Raw genomic sequence first — 23,177 nt, 5'->3', positions numbered from 1 at the left:
CCTAGCTACCCTCCGAATGATTGGGTGGCCAGTGTCGTAACGATATTGCTTATGACGAACGCTGCGATGACAATAGCGAGGCCAATAGCCGACCATGTCAATGTACGCTTTGCTTTGTCGAGCTGCTCAGGATTGCCCGAGCTAGTAATGTAGGTGAAACCGCCAGCAACAAAAAAGCCGGTCGCGACAAGACCAGCTAAACCTGCGATAACTTTAATGACATTGCGTATGAAGCTCTCGACTTGCGCAACGTCACCCCCTGCGGCAAACGCTGGAGCAGCAAGTACAATTGGCGCTCCGACGGCCACAATAAGCCCTACTATTTTTATTTCCGTGGAACTTCTGATCATTATAACCCTCCGTGAATATATAAAATATTGTGATTTGAATATATCACGAAACGTGTCATAGCTTGTTTAGCATAAACATTTTCAGCGAAAACACAAGCTTTTTCTACTTCTGTCAATGGTGTAGTTAATTCTACAACTGATTACCACATCATGACCGTATAAGGGAGCAATGTCGGAGACGTTTTTCGTTCCGAATGGATTTTCCTAGAATAGCAAGGATTTATGTAAAGTCAAACGCTAATTGGTATTACTAATTACACAAAATACGGTATAATATTAAACAATGATTACTGTCTGTATACAGGGGAAGATTTAATTTAATGCGACTGACTTTTGCTGATGCCCAAAGAAATGTAACAGAAATTGCCAATCGGGAGTCATATAGCCTCGATGTTATATTTGAACTATTGGCCGCATATGGTCGTTCTGCTTCGGCGATCACAAAGCTTCGTAGTGGTGCGCTCAACCTAGCTACTGACAAAGAAAATGACGTATTGCAGCGTGGAGTTGTCTACTTCAAACACGTCCCGAATGGCAACTTACTATCTGTTGTTGATTCGCTCGATCAAGACCCTCTTGTGGTCCGATATAACCCTCGTTATCTCATAGCAACTGATTATGACCAGCTTGTAGCCAAAGATACGAAAAAAGACACAACCCTAGACATAAAACTTCGTGATATCGACCGCAACGTAGATTTCTTCTACGGTTGGACTGGCGATGAAGTTACAAGCGAAAAGACAGAAGCAGTGGCCGATCGTCGCGCTGCCGATAAGATGAAAGACCTCTATGCTGAGATAGAAAAGGTCAATCAGGAAAAGCTTACCGATCCAAAAAATACATTCAGACACGACCTCAACGTATTCTTTTCAAGGTTGTTGTTTTGTTTCTTTGCAGAAGATACAAAGGTCTTTAGTAAAGATGAAAAGACCATCTTTACCAGCTCCATCAAGGACTATACACAGACAGACGGTAGCGACCTGGACGTTTTCCTCAATACACTATTTGATGCTTTAGATACTGACGATAAGTCGAGCTTCACTAGCCCTTATTCAAAGTTCCCGTACGTCAACGGTACGATTTTCGACACCAAGAAGCACAGTATCGCCATCCCGAAGTTTAATGCGCAAGCTCGAAAACTTATGCTTGATTGCGGAAACTTGGACTGGTCAACGATTAACCCAGATATTTTCGGTTCTATGTTCCAAAGTATCGTTGACGAAGAGCACCGCGCGACTAACGGCATGCACTATACCAGCGTGCCAAACATCATGCGGACTATCGAACCTCTATTCCTCGATGAGCTACGCGAAGAGTTCGACAAGTATTACGACAATCCAAATAAGCTCAATAACATATGGTCGCGGATTAGCAAAATCAAGGTGTTCGACCCTGCCTGTGGTTCTGGTAATTTCCTGATTATTGCCTACAAAGAACTGCGCAAAATCGAGCATGGTATTATCGACCGTCTGTTTAGCAGCGACTACCAGCGTGCGATGCTATCTGGCAAGCTTGAATCAAAGATCAAGCTCGATAACTTTTATGGAATAGAGATTGACGATTTCGCACATGAGATTGCCATTCTTTCGCTATACCTTGCTAAACACCAGATGAACATCGAGTTTGAGCAGCACTTTGGTAAAGAAATTATCCTGATCCCGCTCAAGGATAACGCAAAAATCGTACAGGGTAACTCTATGCAAATTGACTGGCGAGAAGTTTGTCCAAATATCGAACACGTCATAGATAATACTCAGCCAGATCAGCAATACCTCCTCGATATCGAAGTCGAAAACGAACAAGAAGCTTTAATCTCTGACGAAGACCTAAAGCAAAAGTATTGGGATGAGATTTACTTAATCGGCAACCCTCCATATCTTGGCTCTAGCTTGCAAGATGCAGACCAAAAGCGAGACATGACGCACGTATTCAAGAGTTTTAAGAACTACAAGAATCTCGACCTCATTGCTGCATGGTTCAAGATAGGTGCAGACTATATACAGGATTCTAAAGCACAGCTCGCATTCGTATCAACAAACTCTATTTGCCAGGGCGAACAAGTGGCCTTATTGTGGCCATACGTCTTCGACAAGAATGTAGAGATAGGCTTTGCCTATACTTCATTCAAATGGACAAACGGCGCTCGCAATGTAGCCGGTGTAACAGTTGTCGTTATCAATTTACGTTCAACAAGTAAGGCTAAGAAGTTTATCTACGACAATCTTGTTCGTACAGAAGTACCTAGTATTAGCGCGTATCTTACTGCCGGTTCAGACTCGATATTCTTTACTCGTCGGGCCAAGTCAATCAGTGGACTACCTGACTGCGTAATGGGGAGTAAGCCAACAGATGGTGGATTCTTGATATTCGATGAAGAAAAGAGAGAGAAGATAATTTCTGAATATCCTGATGCTGCCAAGTTCATTAAAGGGTTCACTGGTTCGGGCGATTACATCAATGGCAAAACTAGGTACTGTTTATGGATTAGCGATGCGGATGCTGATGAAGCAAAAACGATTCCTCCTATTGCCGAAATGATTGCGAATGTCGCAGAGTTTAGGGCTAGTCGCAAAGATACACCCTCAACGGTTGAGTATGCTAAATACCCACATCGATTCCGTCAGCGAGCACATAAAAATGGTCAAGCAATTATCATACCTAGTGTTTCGTCGGAACGTCGTGAATACATACCAATTGGGTTCTTAGACGGCAACACTGTAGCCTCAAATGCTGCGAATATAGTATATGATGCTCCTATTTGGCTATTTGGAATCATATCTTCTCGCATGCACATGGCATGGATTCGTTCCGTTGCTGGGAAACTTGAAGATCGGCTACGATACTCTTCTGCAATTGTTTATGCTAACTATCCTGTACCGCCACTAACTGAGCCACAAAAGCAGATGCTCACTTCTGCTGCACGCAATGTGCTTCTTGTTCGTGAAAACCATAGCGAAAAAACTCTTGCCGAAATGTACGATCCAATCAAGATGCCGGAAGATTTGCGACAGGCTCATCATGAACTTGATCTTGCGGTAGATAAACTATATCGACCAAGACCATACGGTAATGACGAAGAACGACTCGCCGATCTATTCGCACTATTTGAACAAATGACCGCTACTGAAAAGGAGAAAACAAAATGAACGACGAAACCCTGAACATTATTGATGTAACCTATGAACAGACTGGCGAAAGTACCAAGACTGATGAAATGGGAATGCGCGAAATGCAGCGCCGCGCATTTGATAAGCGCAACAGCAATCATCTACTCATCAAAGCGCCACCAGCATCGGGTAAGTCTCGTGCCCTTATGTATGTCGGCCTCGATAAACTTATCAACCAAGGCAAGAAAAAAGTCATCGTTGCCGTACCAGAAAAATCTATCGGTTCATCATTCGGTAACACAAATCTGACAGAAGCAGGCTTTTTCGCAGACTGGGAAGTAGAAGATCGCAACAATCTCTGCCTCGGTACTGGCGACGACAAATCAAAAGTGAAATCATTTACAAGCTTCATGAAGTCCGATGACAAGATACTTGTCTGTACTCATGCAACCCTACGTTTTGCATTTGAGGCCGAAGAACTCCCTATGGAGTTGTTTAATGATACCGTTCTGGCTATCGACGAGTTCCACCATGTGTCTGTTAGCGAAAACAGCCGATTGGGTGAACTGCTGCACCGTGTCATGAACGGCACTAACATTCAGATTATTGCTATGACCGGCTCATACTTCCGTGGCGATGCCATTCCAATCCTTACGCCAGAAGACGAATCAGAGTTCGATAAAGTAACCTATACCTATTACGAACAGCTCAATGGGTATACATACCTCAAGACGCTTGGTATTGGCTATCACTTCTACACTGGTAGTTATCTCGATGACGGCGCACTAGATGCTGTGCTAGATACGAATAAAAAGACAATTATTCACATTCCAAACGTCAACTCAAAAGAATCGACTCAAGTTGGTAAGCACGAAGAAGTTACGCGCATTTTTGACCTTATTGGGACATGGATAGAACAAGACAGCGAGACCGGTGTAGAAATCATAGAAACGCCAGATGGTCGTCGTGTAAAAGTCGCCAATCTCGTAGAGGATGACCCGTTGCATAGGGCTAAGATCACCCAGTACCTCAGTGACGTTGCTAAAAACGATATTGCTGGCGTAGACATCATTATCGCACTCGGTATGGCAAAGGAGGGCTTTGACTGGCCCTACTGTGAACAGGCGCTAACTATAGGCTACAGGGCAAGCCTGACGGAGATCGTGCAGATCATTGGCCGCTGTACTCGTGATAGCTACAACAAGTCTCACGCGCAGTTTACAAATCTAATCGTGCAGCCAAATGGCACAAGTGACGACATACAAGTTTCAGTCAATAACATGCTCAAGGCGATCACCGCCTCTCTCTTGATGGAACAAGTACTAGCGCCTAACTTTACATTCACGCCACGTACATCACCCGACCAAAAAGCAAAGGCTGGTGAAGTATTTGTTAAAGGCCTCAAAAAACCACCATCAGAAAAGGTTAAACATATTCTTGCCACCGAACTCGAAGACCTAACGGCAGCCGTACTGCAAGATACACAGATTCAGCGTGCAGCGGCAAATGGCCATACTGGTGACTACATGAAGCACTTACAGTCTAAAATCATTCGTGAACGTCTACCTGGACTTAACGAGGAAGAAGTCGAAGTAACCCGACAGTACCTAGCAAGTAATCTTGCATTTAAGACTGCTAAGATTACCGAAGATGGCGACAAAAAGTTTATCACGCTCGCCAATAGTTTTGTGAACCTTGACGAACTCAGTATCGACCTGATTGATTCTATAAACCCATTCCAGCACGCATTTGAAGTCATCTCGAAGCGCGTTGGCGCTGATGTATTCCGCGTCATCCAAGACACGATAGCAGGCTCACGTATCGACATGTCAGACGAAGATGCCCTTGCCCTCGTGCCACAGATCAAAGCATTCGTCGTGGCTCATGACGGCAAGTACCCAGCAATCAATAGCCCTGATAAAAATGAGAAGTTACTTGCTCAGGCGCAAGCATACCTGACTGCTCGTAAAGCAGCATGGCTTAGAGAGAAAGAAAAGCAGGCATAATGGACTTTTCTGATGAGTTAATAAATCTATTCGATACAGATAACGAGGGTCTATTTACTGCGCAGGAAAAAGCCAAGCCTATTACTGCCGATGATCGACTGACCTCATCATTCAAACAGATCACCGAGTTTGTAGAAATCAATGATCGCTTGCCCGATATCAATGCAACCGATATTAGCGAGGCATCATTAGCGGCTCGTTTGAACTCGATAAAAACAAATAAAGACAAGGTTGAAGCGCTCAAGCCCGTCGATAGTCTTGGACTGCTCGAAGAACTTGAAGCGCCAGAATCAATAGACGAACTATTTTCTGATGATACATATGGATTATTTAGTAGCGATGGCGACGACATCCTAAAAGTCAGTAAAGTACTGTCCAAGCCGCGACCCGTTAAAGAACGAGCCGACCGCAAACACGCAGCAGATTTTCAGGAGTATAAACCTGGATTTGTCGAACAACAGCAACTTCTCGCAGAGGGCAAGCTAAAGCTCCGTCGTTACGTGTCAGTCAATCAACTACATATGGGGGCGTACTATGTGCATGCTGGCCAGATGCTTCGCATCATTGATGCCGGTGAGAAGAAATGGGTATACGACCGGAACAAAGAACGGTTTAGAATCATATACGAAAATGGCACTGAATCAAATATGTACCGGCGATCACTTTCTATGCGTCTATACGAAGATGGATATGAGATTGTACCGATAGCAGATGAATCCGTATACGAAGAGCTAAGTGACACTGATACTATTGTGGGCTACATTTACGTTTTACGTTCACTGAGCGATAGTCCACAAGTGCAAAATATCAAGAATCTACACAAGATTGGATTCGCAACTACCACTGTGGCTGATCGTATTAAAGATGCAGAAAAAGACCCAACATACTTGATGTCTGGCGTAGAAGTCGTCGATAGCTATGTACTGACTGGAGACTATAATCCTCAAAAAGTAGAACATTTTATTCATCGAATATTTGCCGATGCAAAAGTAGACCTGACGATTATCGACAAAGACGGACGTGACTATACGCCGAGTGAGTGGTACTCAGTGCCACTGCTTGCCATTGAGCAGGCAGTCAACATGCTACAGAACGGCGATATCGTAGATTTTCACTATGACAAAGATTTACAGGCGATTGTGCCGAACAAGGAGGATGAATAATATGATTTCGGCACAGACTAATATCCAGAAGATTCTCAACGCCTCAGAGACATACTATGAGATACCGAACTTCCAACGACCCTATGCATGGCAAACAAACAATGCGAATGAGTTTCTGATTGATCTCGAAGAGAGTGTTGCTAAGCGGAGAAACCATTATTTCGGTACGGTTGTGCTTGTCGAAGACACCGCCAGCAGCTATTCAGTAGCTATTATTGACGGTCAACAGCGCGTCACGACGTCGCTTTTGATGGTAACGGCAATTTATCACCTCGTCAAAAAAGATCCATCGCTGATTGAAAACCCAGAGACGACACCAGAACTTATCCGCGATCGTTATCTCTTCAACGCGAATATTGACAAGAACAAAGTCAAGCTCCGTACCGTCACAACTGACAACCAGATTTTGCAACATATTTTTGATAAAGATGGCGAAGAATCGCGCCTCGAACCTCGCGAACGCGTGAGCAATATCTATCAGGTCTACTCGACATTCCGCAAGTACTTCCAGGCGCGTACCGGCCTTGATAAGTACATTGACGGCTTGCGTATGTTTGAGGTTATTTCCATCACTCTCAACGGCAACGACGACAACCCTCAGCGCGTCTTCGAGAGCATTAACTCGACCGGCAAGCCTTTGACAGATGGTGACAAAATTCGTAACTTTGCACTCATGCTTAGCAATGATCAGCTCCGCAACCAAGTTTATGAAAAGTACTGGTCAATTATCGAAGAATCGCTGGTGGACTCTAACAAAGACCATATTACTGATTTCTTCCGTAGCTACATAATCTCGAAGCGCCAAGCTATTGTACGATTGGATGCCGTCTACCCGGAGTTCAAGAAGCAGTTTGATAAGCATGTCGGTGAAGCACAAGAAGAAGACAAGATTGACGTATTCTATAGCGATATCGTCGAGTCACTTGGATTTTACAAGCTCCTGAAGCTGATTGACACGAGCGAGTTTGAGCCAAAGTACAAAGGCATTAGTGAAACCATCTTCAAGATGCGCTACTTGCAGATTGATTTGTATATTCCGTTCGCCATGAATGTGTTGCGCCATCATGCGGCTGGTGAACTTACCGATTTACAGCTTGAGGATGTCTTTAAGCTCATCGAAACGTACTTCTCGCGTCGTATCGTGAGCGGCATAGATACTACGAGCGTAGACCGCTTCTTGGCATCGCTTCACAAAGATGTATTAAGCTACCAGAAGACAAGCCCCGACGCAGATTACGTAGAGGTACTTCGATATATTCTGCTTAACCGTATCGGTCAAACGCGCATGCCAGACGACGCAGAGTATGAAAACGCGATTCGCTCGCGCGAGGCGTACTACCAGCGAAACTCATTCCTCGTCTATGTTCTCACTGCTGCCGAGGAATCATCAAAAGAGGCCGTCCATACGCTGCATCAGATTTCCGATGGCAAGCTAAAACTCTCAATTGAGCATGTCATGCCCCAGACGCTGGCAAGCAAAGACTGGCAGGCTATGCTCGGTGATGACTTTGAGCGCATTCACCGTGATTATCTCCATACACTAGCCAACCTCACGCTAACTGGCTATAACTCTGAGTATTCTAACCGTCCATATCTCGACAAAATGAATCTTGAGGTCAAGGATAAGAAAACGGGAGAAGTGCGAAAAGTCGGCTTCGCTGATAGCAAATTACCACTCAATGAATGGATTGCGAAACACGATACCTGGAACGAAGATACTCTCAAGGAGCGTCAGAATTGGTGGGTTACCAGTCTCAAAAAAGTATGGCCACTCCCTGTAACCGCTTTCCAGCCGGTAGAAGAAGACACCACGATATACTTGCTCGATGAAATGGATCTGAAAGGCGCAGGTATCCGTTCGGTCGAAGTATTCGGCGAAGAGAGTTCGGTGACAACTTGGGCCGAGGCGCTGGACGCTATCGCAGAAGCTATTTACAGCCGAAATCCCGACTTTATCGAGATGGTAACTGAGGATGAATATCTTTCGCGCTTTATCCGACAGGATGCCAGCGCGTTCTATAACAGCGCCGAGATATTAGACACTGGGTACTTCATCGACACCGGAACAAACACAAACAGCAAACGGCGGCTTATTGCTGCACTTGGAAGTACGTTCAATCTCGCACATGATGATATCAAAGCCGAACTCACTGCCAAAAAGACGACTGATGAGGAGGATGAATAAATGGACGCAACAGAAGAATCGGTAAAAGCATTTTCGGAACTCAGTGATGAGACTTGGGAGCAATTTGTTGATATCAACAATCGCGTCCAGTCCCATGAGGGTAGTTGGGGCAAGACTCAGGGTGGTGAGACTGACGAAAATGGCGTTATACAAATGCCATACTGGGTATCCGATCCTCTTATAAGCGAGTTCGTCGCATTCTTTTACGGTAATGAGTTTATCGTTAATTTTAAGTGGTCAGAATGGGATGAGGGCCGCGACTGGTATAAGAATAGTGATGAATCGAAGTATGATGCCCTAGACGTACCTACAACTCTTAAGTTACTAACGGCAGTAATTCGCAATGATCGCTTTTCAGATGGCGCATTAGTAGGTGCATTTGAATCGGGTGAGTTTCCAAGGCTAATCAATACGCTCGTAGGGTTAAGAGGCAAATAGACTATGCTGCTATCTAAGTCGGATTATATGCTCTACCTCGCACATCCGGCTTGGTTGTGGCTCAAAAAGCACGACAAAGATAAGCTGCCCCATATTGACGACAATACCCAGGCGACCTTTGACGCCGGTAACTTATTCGAGGGCTACGCAGAAAAATTATTTGATGATGGCGTGCGACTAGGCTTTAGTGACTACGCCAGCTACTTAGCATTGCCCGAACAAACCATGGAAGCACTACTTGGCGGCGCAAAGACTATTTACCAAGCTCGCTTTATTGCTGGGCAATTAACCTGTATATGTGATGTCGTGCATGTAGTTGGCGACAAGACATTCGATCTATACGAGATTAAATCCAGCACTAAAGCGAAACCTGAACATGCAACCGACCTTGCATTTCAGGCTCATGTACTTCGTGAATCTGGCTTTACCGTGCGGAACATCAATGTGGTCCACGTCAACAATGAATACACACGTCACGGTAACATCAACCCTGAGGAGTTCTGTACGATCACTGACGTAACCTCAGAAGTGAATGCATTGAGTGAAGCCACAAAACTGCACGCTCAGGAAGCACTTGAAGTCATGCAATCACCAGATATACCCGACCTATCGCCGGTTCTTGCGGCCGGTAGTTCGTTTGGGGATTGGCTATCAATCTACAGAAGCCTCACGAATCCGCCCAATGACAGTATTTATTATCTCTGCGGCCTCAATGCGGCAAAAGTAAAAGCACTTGAAGATGCCGGTATTGAAAAAATTGCCGATATCCCAGATGACTTCAAGCTATCGCCAAAACAGCATAAACAAACTACTGCCGCAAAACTTAATCAGCAGCTCATCACCCATGAACCAATCCAAGACTTACTAAGGTCGTTTGAATACCCGCTCTACTTCCTTGATTATGAAACACTCGCCGGTATCGTGCCTCCATTTGAGGGCATGCGCCCATACCAACAAGTTCCATTCCAGTATTCACTACACATACTTGATTCTCCTGATTCTGAGCTACGACACGAAGAGTACCTGCACCGTGAGGGCACGAACCCATGCAAAGATATCGCTGGGGCTCTACGCAGCCATATTGGCGATACGGGCACGGTTCTGGCATGGAACATGGGCTTCGAGAAAAGTTGCAATAAAACTCTAGCCGAAGAAGTACCAGAACTAAAAGACTTCTTACTCAATGTTAATGATCGGATGAATGATCTCATGCTCCCATTCTCGAAACTTTGGTACGTGGATAAGGACTTTTACGGTAGTGCTAGTATCAAAAAAGTTTTGCCCGTTCTTGTACCAACACTCTCTTACGCTGGACTGGGTATTCATGAGGGCGCATCCGCTCAGAGGCTTTGGATGCAAGGCGTGATTGATGGTAAGGATTCAATAGATAAAGAGGTGCTGTTCGCTGATCTGTTGGAATATTGCAAGCTGGATACATTGGCGATGGTTGAAATATTTAATGTTTTGAGGAAGCTATGAGTGAAAAGTTAACATCAGAAAAAATAGTAGTATCAGCGCCATTCTCTTTTTCGGGATCGGCTCAACGTATATGGAAAATAACTAATTCAGGTAACGTCTGGATAAAGTGGCTATTGCTCGTGCCGATTGCCCTCATGTTGATCGCTTGTGCATGGATGTTTGTGGCGTGTTGGTACTTTATTATGTATGTACTGTTTGGCATTCTTTTCATTCCTTGGCGGCTATGGCGGCGCGGCGCACGAAAAAACAAACGGAATGAACTTCGTCACCGAGAATTACTCGAAGCTGTCCGAGACGGTAAGACTGTAAAGTAGGCATGGCTACTAAAAAGCCCAAAGAACATTCGTTTGTAAAAGAGGCTTTTGATGAAGTGCCTGAGATTGGTCATGGTTGGAGATGGCACTACGATACCGCATACAAAGTATTATGGTGGCTTATCAAGCACAAGAAAGTAACTCCTGCGCCCATACGCACGCTTGCCTTGCAGGGGGTAAATAATCTCATACAGATTAACGAACTTGACCGGTTGAAATCGTGGAATAAGGTTGACCATTATCACAATGTACATATACCCAAGGATGAGCATGTTACTGTAGCTTCCGTCATTGTCGTGGAGTTGTTTACACCAAACGAAGCCGCTACACTTGAGAAATACATTAGGAAGAACAAGTGGAACGAACGTACCCGAACGGCAACCAGAGAAACTAATAGTGAACGTCTTGCGCAGGCACGATCACGTAACGGTATGTCTTGGTGGCGATTGGCAGATATAGTTAATACAGAGGGATATTATGTACCTGATGCCCATCGCACGAAGCTGCCTGACGGCATTGAATGGATACAACTTAAGGCTATCCAAGTGGGATCAGGCCTGACCGCAGTTGTCGCGCGTGTTAATTTCAACGATGCGCACTCTAAAAAGCTTGATGATGTCTGGCATGCTGACCATGAGCCGTATATGGAACGCTCAAAAACAATGGGCGCGTTTAGCAAATTGCATCCCGTAGATCGGCAATTCGCTACATATAAAGCAACTCAGAAGACCCGAGATGACCTCCATAGTCTAGCTAGAGATTGGATGACTAAGTATTGTCCTGGGTACTTCGCTATGCATGGCGAGAAACAGCTCTCGATGGATGTAATGATGACGGAAAAATATAATCCGGTCAGCAAAAGCACGAAAAGAACTGACAATGATGTTCATGATGCGCTTCGGGCGCTGGGTATCGACGGCTCAGATTTTTATAGGATAACTGCGCCAGAGATTCCCGACATGTTGCTAGCTCAAGCTAGTAGGCTCTCTGAGTCAGTTATAGACCCGGAACGTACATGGGGACTTATCGTTAATAGAGGTAAGATAGTTAAATCGACTGAGAACTTCAAGGGTTTTGGCGGTGACGCTAATCACGCTGTCTCATACATTGCAGAAGAACGCGTCGGCCCGACACTTGTACTTCTAGCTATATCTCAATTACTCTTAGTTCTCGAAGCACAATATGCAAAATTGCGTGATGGCGCTCAACTTCAGCACAAAAAGTTTAAGGTGGGCAGCGTAAACAGTTTAAGTGGCATTGTCCTCGATTCAAGTCTCACGCTTGCTAGTATCCGACAAGATGTTGCCAATCTTCGTCGGCACAAACGATGGTTTGAGGGCGCTAACTTCGTAATGACCCCTGCGCCGATCTTCACTGCAAAGTTGAAGCCCGAAGAGAAAAAGCCTATTGATTTCTTCAATGATGTCATGGATCGCAATGATGAAACTTTCAAGAGATTATCAAAGCTAGATAGTGATTATAGGGATATCCTCACGACCATATCACAGCTCGGCGCAACGGGAACCGACATAAAAACAGGCCGATGGGCGCTTGCGGTATCGGCTTTATCACTTATAGTTGCTATTATTGCTTTATACGTTTCGTACAAAACAGGCGTACCGCCTAGTGTGACGGGAGGAAATTAAATGAACATTTATCTTGATATCGACGGAGTACTCCTAGCAAATGACAAAGAAGCGGCGCGTCATGCCGACGAGTTTTTGCATGCTGTTTTGGAGAAGTACCCCGACTCAACATATTGGCTGACTACTCACAACTGGAAAGGTGAAAACAGGGCAAAAGAAATACTCGCTCCCCATCTCAATCCCGAAACTGTCATCTTGCTAGACAAGGTGAAGCCGTCGGAGTGGAATGAACTCAAGACCGATGCAATCGACTTTGAGCAAGATTTTCTATGGTTTGATGACGATCTTTGGCCTAACGAACTCAATGTACTTGAGAAACATGAGGCAGTTCAAAACTTCATCATGGTTGACCTCCATAAAGACCCTGATATGCTCGAAAAGCTAGCTCAAGTCTTTCTCAATAAGTAGATACGTATTTATTAGCTCCTGTAAATCGTAGCATCTCCTCAGTAAGTATTGCCGATACGATACGCCTCATGATCTCGCAGCTATCATTTTGTGAGAGTATATTTAAGCTGCCCTCCCACAGAACATCATCAATCACTGCTAGCTTGCGGTGGTGCTTTACGGTATAAAGCACCTTTACCCCCAGCTCCTGCATTGCCTGAATGCCGTCGGAAGCCTGCCTGACATATTCTCCGTCATGCTCGTCAGGGCATCGAGTGTTAACTGTAACTGCTATGCCCCTGCGCCGTAGTCCCTCAAAGACCGGTAGCAACTCATCAATGCGCCTTTTTGTGATGAACGGACTCTCAATATGGACACGTTGTTTCGCGTACCGTAAGTCGCTAGTAAAAGACTTGTAAAACGACTCGTTGTTGAAGAGACGAGAACTACATAGCCCTTGCGTGTCAGTTGTGCGTGAGAATAGCCTAAACATCGCTATTCTCCTCACTATCATCGTCCTCTTCTTTTTCGATGATATCTAAACTATCTACCCCTATCAAAGTTCTATAATCGTTCTTGATGCCCAGCCATACAAAAAGACTCGGCTTCGCCCGGGTCTTTTTGTATGCTTGAAGTGGGGGATTATAGAACGAGGTTCGGCGTATGTGAGCGCAGAGAACGGAGAAGCGACGAGGCGTAGCCGAGGGAAGCGCTATCCCTCATCCCCAGCCATACAAATAAAGTGCCGTAAGGTAGGCTCTATTTGTATGCTTGAGCAAAGCAGGACTCGAACGCAAATACATCACGTCATAACTGAACGCTCCATGCAGTATATAAAACACAAAAACCAGCAGTACGCTGGCTTTTTTATACTTCCCAAAACTTCACATCACAACCACGGCAGATTGAGCTGTCTCGCAAGATTCATCTCAAACTGCTAGTACTTATTATATCATACATTTTTTCTATGCAATCAAACTTTTAGATTTTGCCGTTGTGATTTATATAACATGAAATTTTACCTCTGTTAATCGTCAAAAAAACATGTGGTATAGTATGTTTTACGAGTAGCTTAAGCATAAAAAATGCGCCTTTTCGGCGCGACTACTTACTACTTACTACTTACTACTTACTACTTACTACTTACTACTTACTACTTACTACTTACTACTTACTACTTACTACTTACTACTTACTACTTACTACTTACTACTTACTACTTACTACTTACTACTTACTACTTACTACTTACTACTGCGGTGCTTCGTGGAACGGCACGTCGGCTAGCGTGGCACCGGCAGGCGGGGTGTCTGGCGCAGAGATGGGTTCCTGCTGCATATCTGGGCGCAAGATGCCATTTACTATTCGGTCTACGGTATCTTCGGTCATCATGGCCTTCACCGAATACCCAGAAATGCCCAGGTCGCGGAGGTCTTTGGGCGCCTCCGTTTCATTAAGATTAGAGATAACATATACTGGAATATTCTTTCCCCAGTCGGTTCCCCGCATGGTAGCAAGTAGCTGGCCACCAGATATATCAGGAATCATCAGGTCAAGCAGGACCAAGTCTGGAATTTCTTTTTGGATAAAATAGAGGCCAGTTATGCCATTGTAGGCCACAAAACAGGTATAGCCGAGTAGCTCTAGACGGGTTTTGTATATTTCTGCAAGCGCAGTGTTATCTTCGACAATGATGATTTTCTTGGAGTCGTTTGATGGATTCATATACTTGATTGTAGTACACCATTGCCCCATTTACTACTTTCATCAAAAAAATGTTGCCACCTGCTTGTTTTTGTCACGAAAGTTTACGTTATACTATTTACTATAGAGGAGATTTATATGGCAGATAGCGTAAAAACATGGGGACTCATTGGGCGCGGGAACATTGGTCGTGAGCTCGAACGGCAGATTGGGCAGCAGCATGTCGCGAGCCGGCTCGGTCTGGAGCAAAAACCGCGCATGATAGTAGAAGTAAACGGCATTACAGATGCTAGTGGCAAAATAGACAGTGCCACACAGTTTGCCGATGCAAACATTCCCGATGTTATGTTCCTAGCCATTCCTTCCGGCGGCGATGGCACGTTAGCCTACGGCTATGTATCGACTATCTTAGCAAAAGGCAAAATGGCGGTCACTGCTGAAAAGGGTGCGCTCTCGCATTTCTTCCGGGAGCTCAAAACGGCCTCTGTAGATTTCACCCGGTTTGGCATCACGACGACGGTGGGCGGCGGCACGCGTATGCTGCGTGTGGCCGAGCAGTACAATATAGACCAAGCAAATATAACTGAAATGCACGCCGTTCTAAACGGCACAATGACCGCCATCATGAGTGAGGTTGCCCCTGCCAATGGGAGTGATATTGCACTTGAAGCTGCGGTGGAGCATGCGGTGAAGGCCGGTTACGCTGAACCAGGCGCCGACTCGCCGCAAGCAGTTTTACGCGGCGAAGCCGAGGGCGACATACCAAAGAAAATGTCCATCATATTTAATACACTCGGGCTGGGCAATACCACCGTCACTCCCGAGATGCTGGCGTTTTCACTGTCCGACGAAGATATTAACGCTGCCGTTGGTGCTAGCGAGCCACACCGTTTCATTGCCTCGTTCTACCCTACCGGTAGCTCGGCAGACCCAGGAAAACGGCTCGGTGGGTTTGATGTCACAATCGACGGCTGGCGACTCGTTGCTGGCTTCCGCCCGCTCACGGCAAACCCGTTGTTTGCAAGTTTTGCGCCGCTTACCCAGGCCGGGAACGGATTGGTGGTTGGGCTCGGACCAAACAATAGTGACGGTGTTTACAGCGTGACGGGACCCGGTGCTGGTGTTGAACCAACCGTCAACGCCATGATTGACGATTACGTGCGACTCTCCCGCTTGGAGCAATCTGCATGATAGTAATGAAATTTGGCGGCACATCTGTCGGCAGCGCCGAGCGTATCAGCGATGTCGCACAGCTCGTGAAAGGCTACCAAAAAAGCCAGCCAGTGGTAGTGACCTCTGCCATGACGCAAATAACCAATCAGCTCGAGGAAATGGCGCGACTCGCCACCACCGGCAATAGGAAACGTGTAATTGCGAAAAAACTTGCTGCCGTAAAAGCCGTGCACGACACCGCCATCACCGGCCTACAGCTCGAACCAACCGCTGAGGCCGATTTACGCGAAATTATTGACAGCAAGATTGCTATTCTGGGAAATATTCTGAAAAGCGTGACGTCACTGGGCGAGCTCACCCCGCGGGGACGCGACCTTATTTTGTCATTTGGCGAGCGGCTTTCCATACACCTAGTTGCTGCCGCGCTGAACGCCCAGGGCGTACCGGCCGTCGCGGTAAATGCCACCGACTTTCTAGTGACAGACGATACATTCAATGACGCACAGCCGCTCCTGACCATTTCTAAGAAAAAAGCACAAAAATTACTCATGCCATTAGTCCAAAAAGGTACTGTGCCAGTAGTAACCGGCTTCATTGGCGCCACGCGTGACGGTGTAACCACCACACTCGGTCGCGGCGGCTCGGATTTTTCAGGAACAATCCTTGGCTACTGCCTTGACGCCGACGAAGTCTGGATATGGACCGATGTGAACGGTGTCATGACCAGTGACCCACGCGTTGTGCCGGCCGCGCGTACCATAGAGCGAATGTCGTACGAAGAAGCCTCGGAGCTTTCCTATTTTGGGGCCAAAGTTATTCACCCACGCACCATGATTCCCACGGCCGAGCTGGGTATACCTATTGTTATAAAAAACACCATGAACCCTGAGCACCCTGGTACGCAAATTACTCCTAATGGGGATGCGGCCGCCAAGGGCGCTAAAGCACTTACCCTCATGAAAGACCTTGCCATGATAACCATTCAGGGCAAAGGTATGCGCGGCGTTTTTGGCACCGCGTCGCGCGTGTTCGACACGATGGCTGCCGCAAAAGTCAACGTGCTATTCATATCGCAGGCATCGTCTGAAAACAATATCACCATAGTAGTAGAAAAGGCCGCTGGTCAGGTGGCTACCCGGGTGTTGCGACAAGCTTTTGCCAGTGAAGTACGTGCGAAGCGGATTGATTTTGTTGAGTACCATGGTGGCGTCTCACTCATAGCGGTGGTCGGCACGGGCATGCGCCAGCACGTTGGTATGGCGGGCAAAATATTCACCGCACTTGGCAATGGCAATGTTAATGTAATTGCCATTGCCCAAGGTTCCTCGGAGCTAAATATTACCATCGTGGTCGAAAGTACCGAAGATGCAAAAGCATTGCAGTGCATCCACGATGCGCTGTACAACACGAAAGGAAAAAAGTGATGAACACATACAAGGCTGCCGTACTCGGCGCCACCGGCATGGTCGGGCAGCGTTTTATTGCACTGCTTGAAAACCACCCGTGGTTTACGGTGACTACCGTTGCCGCCTCACCCCGTTCTGCCGGAAAATCGTATGCCGATGCCGTAGCGGGCAGATGGGCTATGCCCACGGATATCCCGACGGCCATTGCAAATCTAACCGTGCTTTCGGTGGAAGACGACCTGCAGACAATTGCGGCCAGCGTTGACGTTGCCTTTTGCGCCCTCGACATGGAAAAAGAAGACATCCGCCGTTTAGAAGAAGCTTATGCTAGCGCGGGAGTTGCCGTTATATCAAACAACTCCGCCCACCGATGGACGCCCGATGTGCCAATGATAATGCCGGAGGTTAATTTTGATCATGTAGCACTAGTGGATGCCCAGCGTAAAAACCGCGGGTGGACCACCGGACTCATTGCTGTCAAGCCAAACTGCTCTATTCAGTCATATGTGTCCGTTCTAACGGCGCTGAAAGAATTTGAGCCTGTCAGCGTAGATGTCACCAGCCTGCAGGCTATATCTGGTGCCGGTAAAACGTTTGAAACCTGGCCAGAGATGGTTGACAATGTCATCCCCTTCATTGGCGGCGAAGAAGAAAAGAGTGAAAAAGAGCCAACCAAAATTTGGGGCGAAGCAAAAGATGGTACAGTCATACCCGCCACAAGCCCGACCATCACTGCTACCTGTATTCGTGTTCCCGTAACTGACGGCCACATGGCTTCACTTCGGGTTTCATTCCAGAAAGCCCCTACTCGGGAGGCTATTATCTCGGCAGTTGCTGCGTTTGGAAATCCGCTGCAAGAGCTCGACCTACCGTCAGCTCCATCGCAGCTTATTCAGTACTTTGAGGAAGATAATCGGCCACAGACTGGCTTAGACCGTGACTACGCAAACGGCATGGGCGTAAGCATGGGACGTTTGCGCCAGCTTGGTGAGCACGAGTGGACATTCATAACCCTCGCACACAACACCGTCCGCGGTGCCGCAGGCGGCGCCATTCTCATGGCCGAACTCCTCGCCGCGAAAGGTTACATTATAGGAGGGGCTAACCCCTCCGCTTCATAACCGAAATAAATTCGGGTATTCGGTTTATTCTACCGCTGATTAATGTGGGTATTTCGTATCAGCGTCCGGGTAAGTTACACTGGAGCAGTATGTGGTATACATCAACTGTTCAGCATGGTGATGAGTACGGTCGGACGCTGGGGTTTCCGACGGCGAATCTTGATGCGGCAGTATTAGTGCATGTAGAAAAAGAAGGCGTGTACGCCTGCCAGGTTCGTCTGGGAAAGCAATTTTACAGAGGTGCACTTTACCTGGGACCCCGAGTTGTCCTGCGCGAAACCAAGCGTGTTCTAGAAATTCATATCCTCGACTTTACTCAGGAAATTTACGGCGAAACGCTCTCATTTCAGCTCGGTCCTTTCATCCGCCCCCCCATGGACTTCGATAATACCGATGAGCTTAAAGCGCAGTTTTCCAGAGATGTGGCAGCTGTACGCTCGGATGGTGGACGTTAGACGTTGGTGCGGCCGCAGGCCGCCAGGAATCATCCAGCCCGCTGGCGGGATACAACTAGAACGAGCATGTGTAGTCACCTGGCTGTCATGTTGTCAGGCTTTGCATAGCTACCGACAGGCGGCAAAGCTTGTTAGAACGGAAGGAATGACTGCCGGTGGCAGTCTGAGTGGAGTGAGTTGTTTTGTCGGTTGCAAAACTGACAACCTGACACCGAGAGACGCAGCCTTGCTCTGGCTTTTTTGGCCAGCTTTTTTGCCACCAAAAAAGATGGTCGTGGCGCGCGGACGAGACCGTGCATATCAGTGGGAGGGCGTGGAGACACTGCGAGGTGCGGTAGACGCACTGACGCCGATGGAGGGGTATGGATGCTGAAACTAGTTCAGCATGACGGGACTGAAAAAGCGCATGGATTCCCGCTTGCGCGGGAATGACAAGGCTTTTGTTGGTGGCAAGGCATGAATTACCGCTGGAGTTTACCCTCGACTTGGGTTGTGGGGCGGGAATGACAGGCGGGGGGATGGGAATGAAAAGACTGGGGAGATATTCTTCACTTTATTCAGGGTGACAAAGCCATGAGTGCTATAGTGTAAGCATGGTAGACGCACTTGACCCAACAAATACGGCTTCTTGGCAAAAACTTCAGGAACATAAAGACAATTTTTCCCAAACCCTTCGCGACCTTTTTGCGGGAGACCCAGAGCGCGGTCAGCGCCTAGCAAAGCAAGTAGGCGATGTATACCTCGACTATTCAAAGAATATTGTTACCGATGAAACCCTCCAACTCCTTTTCGGCTTGGCGCAGGAGTGTCAGGTCGAAAGCCTTCGCGATGCCATGTTTGCCGGCGAAAAAATCAACACTACCGAAAACCGCGCTGTGCTACACACCGCCCTGCGCAATCTATCTGACCGTCCCATCGAGCTCGACGGCGAAGATGTTATGCCAAACGTACGAGAAGAACTACGCCACATGCGGGAATTTAGCGTGGCGGTGCGGGGCGGCGAATGGAAGGGCTTTACGGGCCAGCCCATCAAACACGTCATTAATATTGGGATTGGCGGTTCCGACCTTGGCCCTGTCATGGTCACCGAAGCACTAAAGTTTTATAGCAAACGCGACCTACAGGTACACTTTGTATCGAACATAGATGGCACACATATTGCTGAAACACTTGGTAGACTTAACCCCGAAGAAACCCTCTTTATCATTGCCAGCAAGACCTTCACTACCGACGAAACCATGACCAATGCCACCACAGCCAAACAGTGGCTACTGGCGGTACTGCATGACGAAGCGGCGGTGGCAAGGCATTTCGTCGCGCTCAGCACCAACACGGAAGCCGTCCAGACCTTCGGGATTGACCCGGCAAATATGTTCCAGTTTTGGGACTGGGTCGGCGGGCGCTACAGCCTGACGAGCGCAATCGGCCTCAGCATCATGCTCGCAATTGGCCCCGAAAACTTCGACGAGATGCTGCACGGTTTTTACGACATGGATGAGCATTTTCGCACTGCCCCGCTTGAAGAAAACCTTCCTGCCATTATGGCCCTCATAGGCCTCTGGAACACAACTTTCTTAGGGGCTGAAACCGAGGCAATCCTCCCATACGACCAGTACCTTCACCGCTTTCCCGCCTACTTCCAGCAAGGCAACATGGAAAGTAACGGCAAGCGCGTTCGGCGCGATGGCAGCACCACCACCTACCACACCGGCCCGATTATATGGGGCGAACCGGGCACGAATGGCCAGCACGCGTTTTACCAGCTCATCCACCAAGGAACCCGGCTTATCCCATGTGACTTCATTGGGTTTGCACGTTCACTCAATGACCCCGATGAACAGGGCACACACCAGCGCAAACTCGTGGCAAATATGCTGGCACAAAGCCAAGCCCTTGCGTTTGGCAAAACGGCCGATGAAGTCTGCGCCGAAGGGGCCACCGAAGAACTCATACCGCACAAAACATTCCCCGGTAACCGGCCATCGAACACCCTGCTCCTAGCGAAGCTCACTCCTTACGCCCTTGGTCAACTCATCGCTCTCTATGAGCACAAAATTTTCGTTCAAGGCGCAATATGGGGTATAGACAGTTTCGACCAATGGGGTGTTGAGCTCGGTAAAGTTCTCGCCAAAAATCTCTATGAAGATACATCTGGCAAGACGACGGGCTCATATGATTCATCGACAACCCAGCTGCTGCAACTGTGGCGTAACATGCAATAACCTACCCAGTGAGAACTTGGTCCAGGGGAACATCATGAGGTTCGTGGGGCAGATTTTGTAACTCTGCCCAGGCATAAGCGAGGCCTATTTTGTGCGCCTGAGGCTGCATTTTCAACCAGCGGTCATACCAGCCGCCGCCCATTCCCAGACGAAACCCGCCTCTGTCAAAACCAAGCACCGGGACGAAAATAACGTCGTATAAACCCTCGGGAAATGGTGCATCGAGCGCGCCCTCACCAACCGTCACGCAAATGTCGGGGTAAGCTACCGCCAGCCAGTCGATGATAGGCTGCGTGTCTATTTCGCCAAGCGCTGGGAGTGAGCGGTACATATGTACACTATGAACCTGCTGCCAGTTAGCAGCCTTTCGCACCTGGCGCGCAATCTTCAGACTGTCTTCGGAAATAACCTCCTTAGTAAGCGCCTTTCTTTGTGCCAAAAGTTTCTTGCGAATTTTAGCTTTTTCCTCCTGCATAGCACCATTGTCCCACCTACACCTTAAAAAGAAAAACCCCAAGGTTTCATGGGGTTTTCTCGTTTGAAAGTGGGAGTTCTAGCTTTCGACTTCTACCACTTCAGCGTCTGCGGCCGCACGAGCAACTGCCTCACAGCCACGAACCGCACCGTCTTTGGTAGTGTATTCTTCGCCAGTTGCGACAACTTCACCATTACCGGCCTTCAGGCGCCAGCGCCAGCCACTTTTACTCTCATAAACTTCAAACTTTGCCATACTAACCTCCCTCTTACCTTGTGTTTCCATAATGCGCTTTTCGGCAAAAAATAACAAGTCTTCGCTATACTGTATGTATGCCCTTCTTCACCGCAATTAGTCGAACGACGTACCGAAACATTGTTAAGCCTATACTGTTCAAATCCAGCCCCGACGATGTCCATGCCAGGCTACTGCGCATGAGCAGGCTCCGGCAAAAATACCCATTCACGGATAGTCTTGCTTCAAAACTATTGAGCTACCAGAACAGTGCGGCTCTCAGTCAGAGCGTAAACGGAATTCACTTTCCCAATCCGGTAGGACTTGCAGCTGGTTTCGATAAAAATATTGAACTTGCACCCACCATGAAAGCAGTGGGGTTTGGGTTTATGACCGGTGGTTCGGTGACGTTTCACGAATACAACGGCAATCCTCGACCATGGTTTTACCGCCTACCAAACCAAAAGTCACTGGTTGTAAATGTTGGCCTAGCAAACGAAGGCACCCAAGCCGTTATGGAAAGGCTGCGGACGTATAGAGCATCTCAATTTGAACAGTTTCCACTCGTGGTATCAGTGGCAAAAACAAATAGCCCCGAAGCGTGTGATGACCCGAGTGCCATAGCGGACTACATTGGCAGCCTGAGCCTGCTGCAAAACCAACCGCAGGTGAGCGCCATAGAAATAAATATATCGTGCCCGAATGCGTACGGCGGTGAGCCCTTCACTGACCCATTGCGGCTTGGGCAACTGCTTGTAGCCGTAGATGCCCTAAACATCGTCAAGCCAGTTTGGGTAAAGATGCCAATTGACCTTGCCTGGCCTGAGTTCAATGCGCTGCTTCAGGTAATTATCAGCCACCGAGTACAGGGCATCACCATAGGTAACCTGCAGAAGAATCGAGGTGAAATACCGCCCCAAGATTTGCCAAATGAAGTAAAAGGGAACCTGAGCGGCCTCCCCACACAAGCACCCAGCAACGAACTAATACGCCTTACCTACGCAAATTATGCTGGTCGACTAACTATCGTAGGAGTCGGTGGTGTGTTTAGCGCTCAAGACGCCTACCGCAAAATTTGCCTCGGCGCAAACCTAGTAGAACTTATTACCGGCATGATTTATGAAGGCCCGCAGCAAATTGGTCAAATCAACCGTGAGCTTGTAGAACTACTAAAACGCGATAATTTCGCGAATATTAGCGAGGCAGTTGGCTCCGCTCATAAGACCCCACAAAATTAGGCTACACGTACTTGCATATACTAAGAGCCCCGGGTTGCCGAGGCTCTTCACATTTTCTTGCTGGTATGTATCAT

At 47.5% G+C, this 23,177-nt stretch carries 19 protein-coding genes; 15 read left to right on the top strand and 4 right to left on the bottom strand.

The genetic code is table 11. From position 1 onward, the window contains the following. Positions 1–5: 5 nt before the first annotated feature. Positions 6–350 (bottom strand): TrbC/VirB2 family protein, encoded by a 345-nt coding sequence (locus tag IPP75_06345; protein ID QQS69494.1) that lies wholly within the window; start codon positions 348–350, stop codon positions 6–8. A gap of 320 nt (positions 351–670) precedes the next feature. Here IPP75_06345 and IPP75_06340 point away from each other — a divergent pair, with 320 nt between their 5' ends. The 9 genes from IPP75_06340 to IPP75_06300 are packed head-to-tail and all read left to right on the top strand — an operon-like array spanning position 671 to position 13,096. Next, complete coding sequence (locus tag IPP75_06340; GenBank protein QQS69493.1) at positions 671–3,496, top strand: class I SAM-dependent DNA methyltransferase; 2,826 nt, start codon at positions 671–673, stop codon at positions 3,494–3,496. Further along, positions 3,493–5,463, top strand: a complete 1,971-nt coding sequence (locus IPP75_06335; protein QQS69492.1) for an ATP-dependent helicase — start codon at positions 3,493–3,495, stop codon at positions 5,461–5,463. The genes IPP75_06340 and IPP75_06335 overlap by 4 nt, the downstream gene beginning before the upstream one ends. Further along, the gene (locus IPP75_06330) at positions 5,463–6,626 is read left to right on the top strand and encodes a GIY-YIG nuclease family protein (GenBank protein ID QQS69491.1); all 1,164 of its coding nucleotides are present in this window, start codon (positions 5,463–5,465) and stop codon (positions 6,624–6,626) included. The genes IPP75_06335 and IPP75_06330 overlap by 1 nt, the downstream gene beginning before the upstream one ends. Beyond that, positions 6,619–8,811: a DUF262 domain-containing protein gene (locus IPP75_06325; GenBank protein ID QQS69490.1), complete on the top strand. Its 2,193-nt coding sequence runs from the start codon at positions 6,619–6,621 to the stop codon at positions 8,809–8,811. Before IPP75_06330 ends, IPP75_06325 begins: the two co-directional genes overlap by 8 nt. Then, entirely contained in the window at positions 8,812–9,249 is a 438-nt protein-coding gene (locus IPP75_06320; protein ID QQS69489.1) for a hypothetical protein, read from the top strand. 3 nt (positions 9,250–9,252) lie between these two features. Further along, positions 9,253–10,728, top strand: a complete 1,476-nt coding sequence (locus tag IPP75_06315; protein ID QQS69488.1) for a DUF2779 domain-containing protein — start codon at positions 9,253–9,255, stop codon at positions 10,726–10,728. Continuing rightward, positions 10,725–11,042, top strand: coding sequence for a hypothetical protein (locus IPP75_06310; GenBank protein ID QQS69487.1), 318 nt, complete (start codon positions 10,725–10,727; stop codon positions 11,040–11,042). Before IPP75_06315 ends, IPP75_06310 begins: the two co-directional genes overlap by 4 nt. 2 nt (positions 11,043–11,044) lie before the next feature. Next, a complete protein-coding gene (locus tag IPP75_06305) occupies positions 11,045–12,688 on the top strand; it encodes a hypothetical protein (protein QQS69486.1) in 1,644 nt (547 codons plus the stop codon). Continuing rightward, a complete protein-coding gene (locus IPP75_06300) occupies positions 12,689–13,096 on the top strand; it encodes a hypothetical protein (protein ID QQS69485.1) in 408 nt (135 codons plus the stop codon). 1,230 nt (positions 13,097–14,326) lie between these two features. Here the strand turns inward: IPP75_06300 and IPP75_06295 are convergent. Next, positions 14,327–14,800, bottom strand: a complete 474-nt coding sequence (locus tag IPP75_06295; protein ID QQS69484.1) for a response regulator transcription factor — start codon at positions 14,798–14,800, stop codon at positions 14,327–14,329. Between the two features lie 117 nt (positions 14,801–14,917). Between IPP75_06295 and IPP75_06290 the strand changes: the two genes are divergently transcribed. The 5 genes from IPP75_06290 to pgi all read left to right on the top strand — a co-directional run bounded on the left by IPP75_06290 (position 14,918) and on the right by pgi (position 21,156). Next, positions 14,918–15,970 carry a hypothetical protein gene (locus IPP75_06290; GenBank protein ID QQS69483.1) on the top strand — a complete coding sequence of 351 codons (1,053 nt, stop codon included), beginning with the start codon at positions 14,918–14,920 and terminating at the stop codon, positions 15,968–15,970. Further along, the gene (locus IPP75_06285; GenBank protein QQS69482.1) at positions 15,967–17,376 is read left to right on the top strand and encodes an aspartate kinase; all 1,410 of its coding nucleotides are present in this window, start codon (positions 15,967–15,969) and stop codon (positions 17,374–17,376) included. Before IPP75_06290 ends, IPP75_06285 begins: the two co-directional genes overlap by 4 nt. Then, positions 17,376–18,479: an aspartate-semialdehyde dehydrogenase gene (gene asd / locus IPP75_06280; protein QQS69481.1), complete on the top strand. Its 1,104-nt coding sequence runs from the start codon at positions 17,376–17,378 to the stop codon at positions 18,477–18,479. Before IPP75_06285 ends, asd begins: the two co-directional genes overlap by 1 nt. Before the next feature lie 89 nt (positions 18,480–18,568). Continuing rightward, a complete protein-coding gene (locus IPP75_06275) occupies positions 18,569–18,934 on the top strand; it encodes a riboflavin kinase (GenBank protein ID QQS69480.1) in 366 nt (121 codons plus the stop codon). Between the two features lie 593 nt (positions 18,935–19,527). Beyond that, on the top strand, positions 19,528–21,156 hold the full coding sequence (pgi, locus tag IPP75_06270) for a glucose-6-phosphate isomerase (GenBank protein ID QQS69479.1): 1,629 nt from the start codon (positions 19,528–19,530) through the stop codon (positions 21,154–21,156). Between the two features lies 1 nt (position 21,157). Here pgi and IPP75_06265 read toward each other — a convergent pair whose 3' ends face one another. Further along, on the bottom strand, positions 21,158–21,631 hold the full coding sequence (locus IPP75_06265) for a hypothetical protein (GenBank protein QQS69478.1): 474 nt from the start codon (positions 21,629–21,631) through the stop codon (positions 21,158–21,160). 78 nt (positions 21,632–21,709) lie between these two features. Then, a complete protein-coding gene (locus tag IPP75_06260) occupies positions 21,710–21,886 on the bottom strand; it encodes a DUF1508 domain-containing protein (protein ID QQS69477.1) in 177 nt (58 codons plus the stop codon). 77 nt (positions 21,887–21,963) lie between these two features. Here IPP75_06260 and IPP75_06255 point away from each other — a divergent pair, with 77 nt between their 5' ends. Beyond that, complete coding sequence (locus tag IPP75_06255; protein ID QQS69476.1) at positions 21,964–23,103, top strand: quinone-dependent dihydroorotate dehydrogenase; 1,140 nt, start codon at positions 21,964–21,966, stop codon at positions 23,101–23,103. Positions 23,104–23,177: the final 74 nt, after the last annotated feature.

The organism is Candidatus Saccharibacteria bacterium (genome assembly GCA_016700375.1).
Classification (GTDB): domain Bacteria; phylum Patescibacteriota; class Saccharimonadia; order Saccharimonadales; family UBA4665; genus JAGXIT01.
The sequence above is the reverse complement of the archived record's forward strand: the minus strand, read 5'-3'. Positions and strand labels throughout refer to the sequence as shown.

Coding starts and splice junctions, on each gene's coding strand:
- IPP75_06345 (QQS69494.1), bottom strand. CDS start 350: ATGATCAGAAGTTCCACGGAAATAAAAATAGTAGGGCTTATTGTGGCC.
- IPP75_06340 (QQS69493.1), top strand. CDS start 671: ATGCGACTGACTTTTGCTGATGCCCAAAGAAATGTAACAGAAATTGCC.
- IPP75_06335 (QQS69492.1), top strand. CDS start 3,493: ATGAACGACGAAACCCTGAACATTATTGATGTAACCTATGAACAGACT.
- IPP75_06330 (QQS69491.1), top strand. CDS start 5,463: ATGGACTTTTCTGATGAGTTAATAAATCTATTCGATACAGATAACGAG.
- IPP75_06325 (QQS69490.1), top strand. CDS start 6,619: ATGAATAATATGATTTCGGCACAGACTAATATCCAGAAGATTCTCAAC.
- IPP75_06320 (QQS69489.1), top strand. CDS start 8,812: ATGGACGCAACAGAAGAATCGGTAAAAGCATTTTCGGAACTCAGTGAT.
- IPP75_06315 (QQS69488.1), top strand. CDS start 9,253: ATGCTGCTATCTAAGTCGGATTATATGCTCTACCTCGCACATCCGGCT.
- IPP75_06310 (QQS69487.1), top strand. CDS start 10,725: ATGAGTGAAAAGTTAACATCAGAAAAAATAGTAGTATCAGCGCCATTC.
- IPP75_06305 (QQS69486.1), top strand. CDS start 11,045: ATGGCTACTAAAAAGCCCAAAGAACATTCGTTTGTAAAAGAGGCTTTT.
- IPP75_06300 (QQS69485.1), top strand. CDS start 12,689: ATGAACATTTATCTTGATATCGACGGAGTACTCCTAGCAAATGACAAA.
- IPP75_06295 (QQS69484.1), bottom strand. CDS start 14,800: ATGAATCCATCAAACGACTCCAAGAAAATCATCATTGTCGAAGATAAC.
- IPP75_06290 (QQS69483.1), top strand. CDS start 14,918: ATGGCAGATAGCGTAAAAACATGGGGACTCATTGGGCGCGGGAACATT.
- IPP75_06285 (QQS69482.1), top strand. CDS start 15,967: ATGATAGTAATGAAATTTGGCGGCACATCTGTCGGCAGCGCCGAGCGT.
- asd (QQS69481.1), top strand. CDS start 17,376: ATGAACACATACAAGGCTGCCGTACTCGGCGCCACCGGCATGGTCGGG.
- IPP75_06275 (QQS69480.1), top strand. CDS start 18,569: ATGTGGTATACATCAACTGTTCAGCATGGTGATGAGTACGGTCGGACG.
- pgi (QQS69479.1), top strand. CDS start 19,528: ATGGTAGACGCACTTGACCCAACAAATACGGCTTCTTGGCAAAAACTT.
- IPP75_06265 (QQS69478.1), bottom strand. CDS start 21,631: ATGCAGGAGGAAAAAGCTAAAATTCGCAAGAAACTTTTGGCACAAAGA.
- IPP75_06260 (QQS69477.1), bottom strand. CDS start 21,886: ATGGCAAAGTTTGAAGTTTATGAGAGTAAAAGTGGCTGGCGCTGGCGC.
- IPP75_06255 (QQS69476.1), top strand. CDS start 21,964: ATGCCCTTCTTCACCGCAATTAGTCGAACGACGTACCGAAACATTGTT.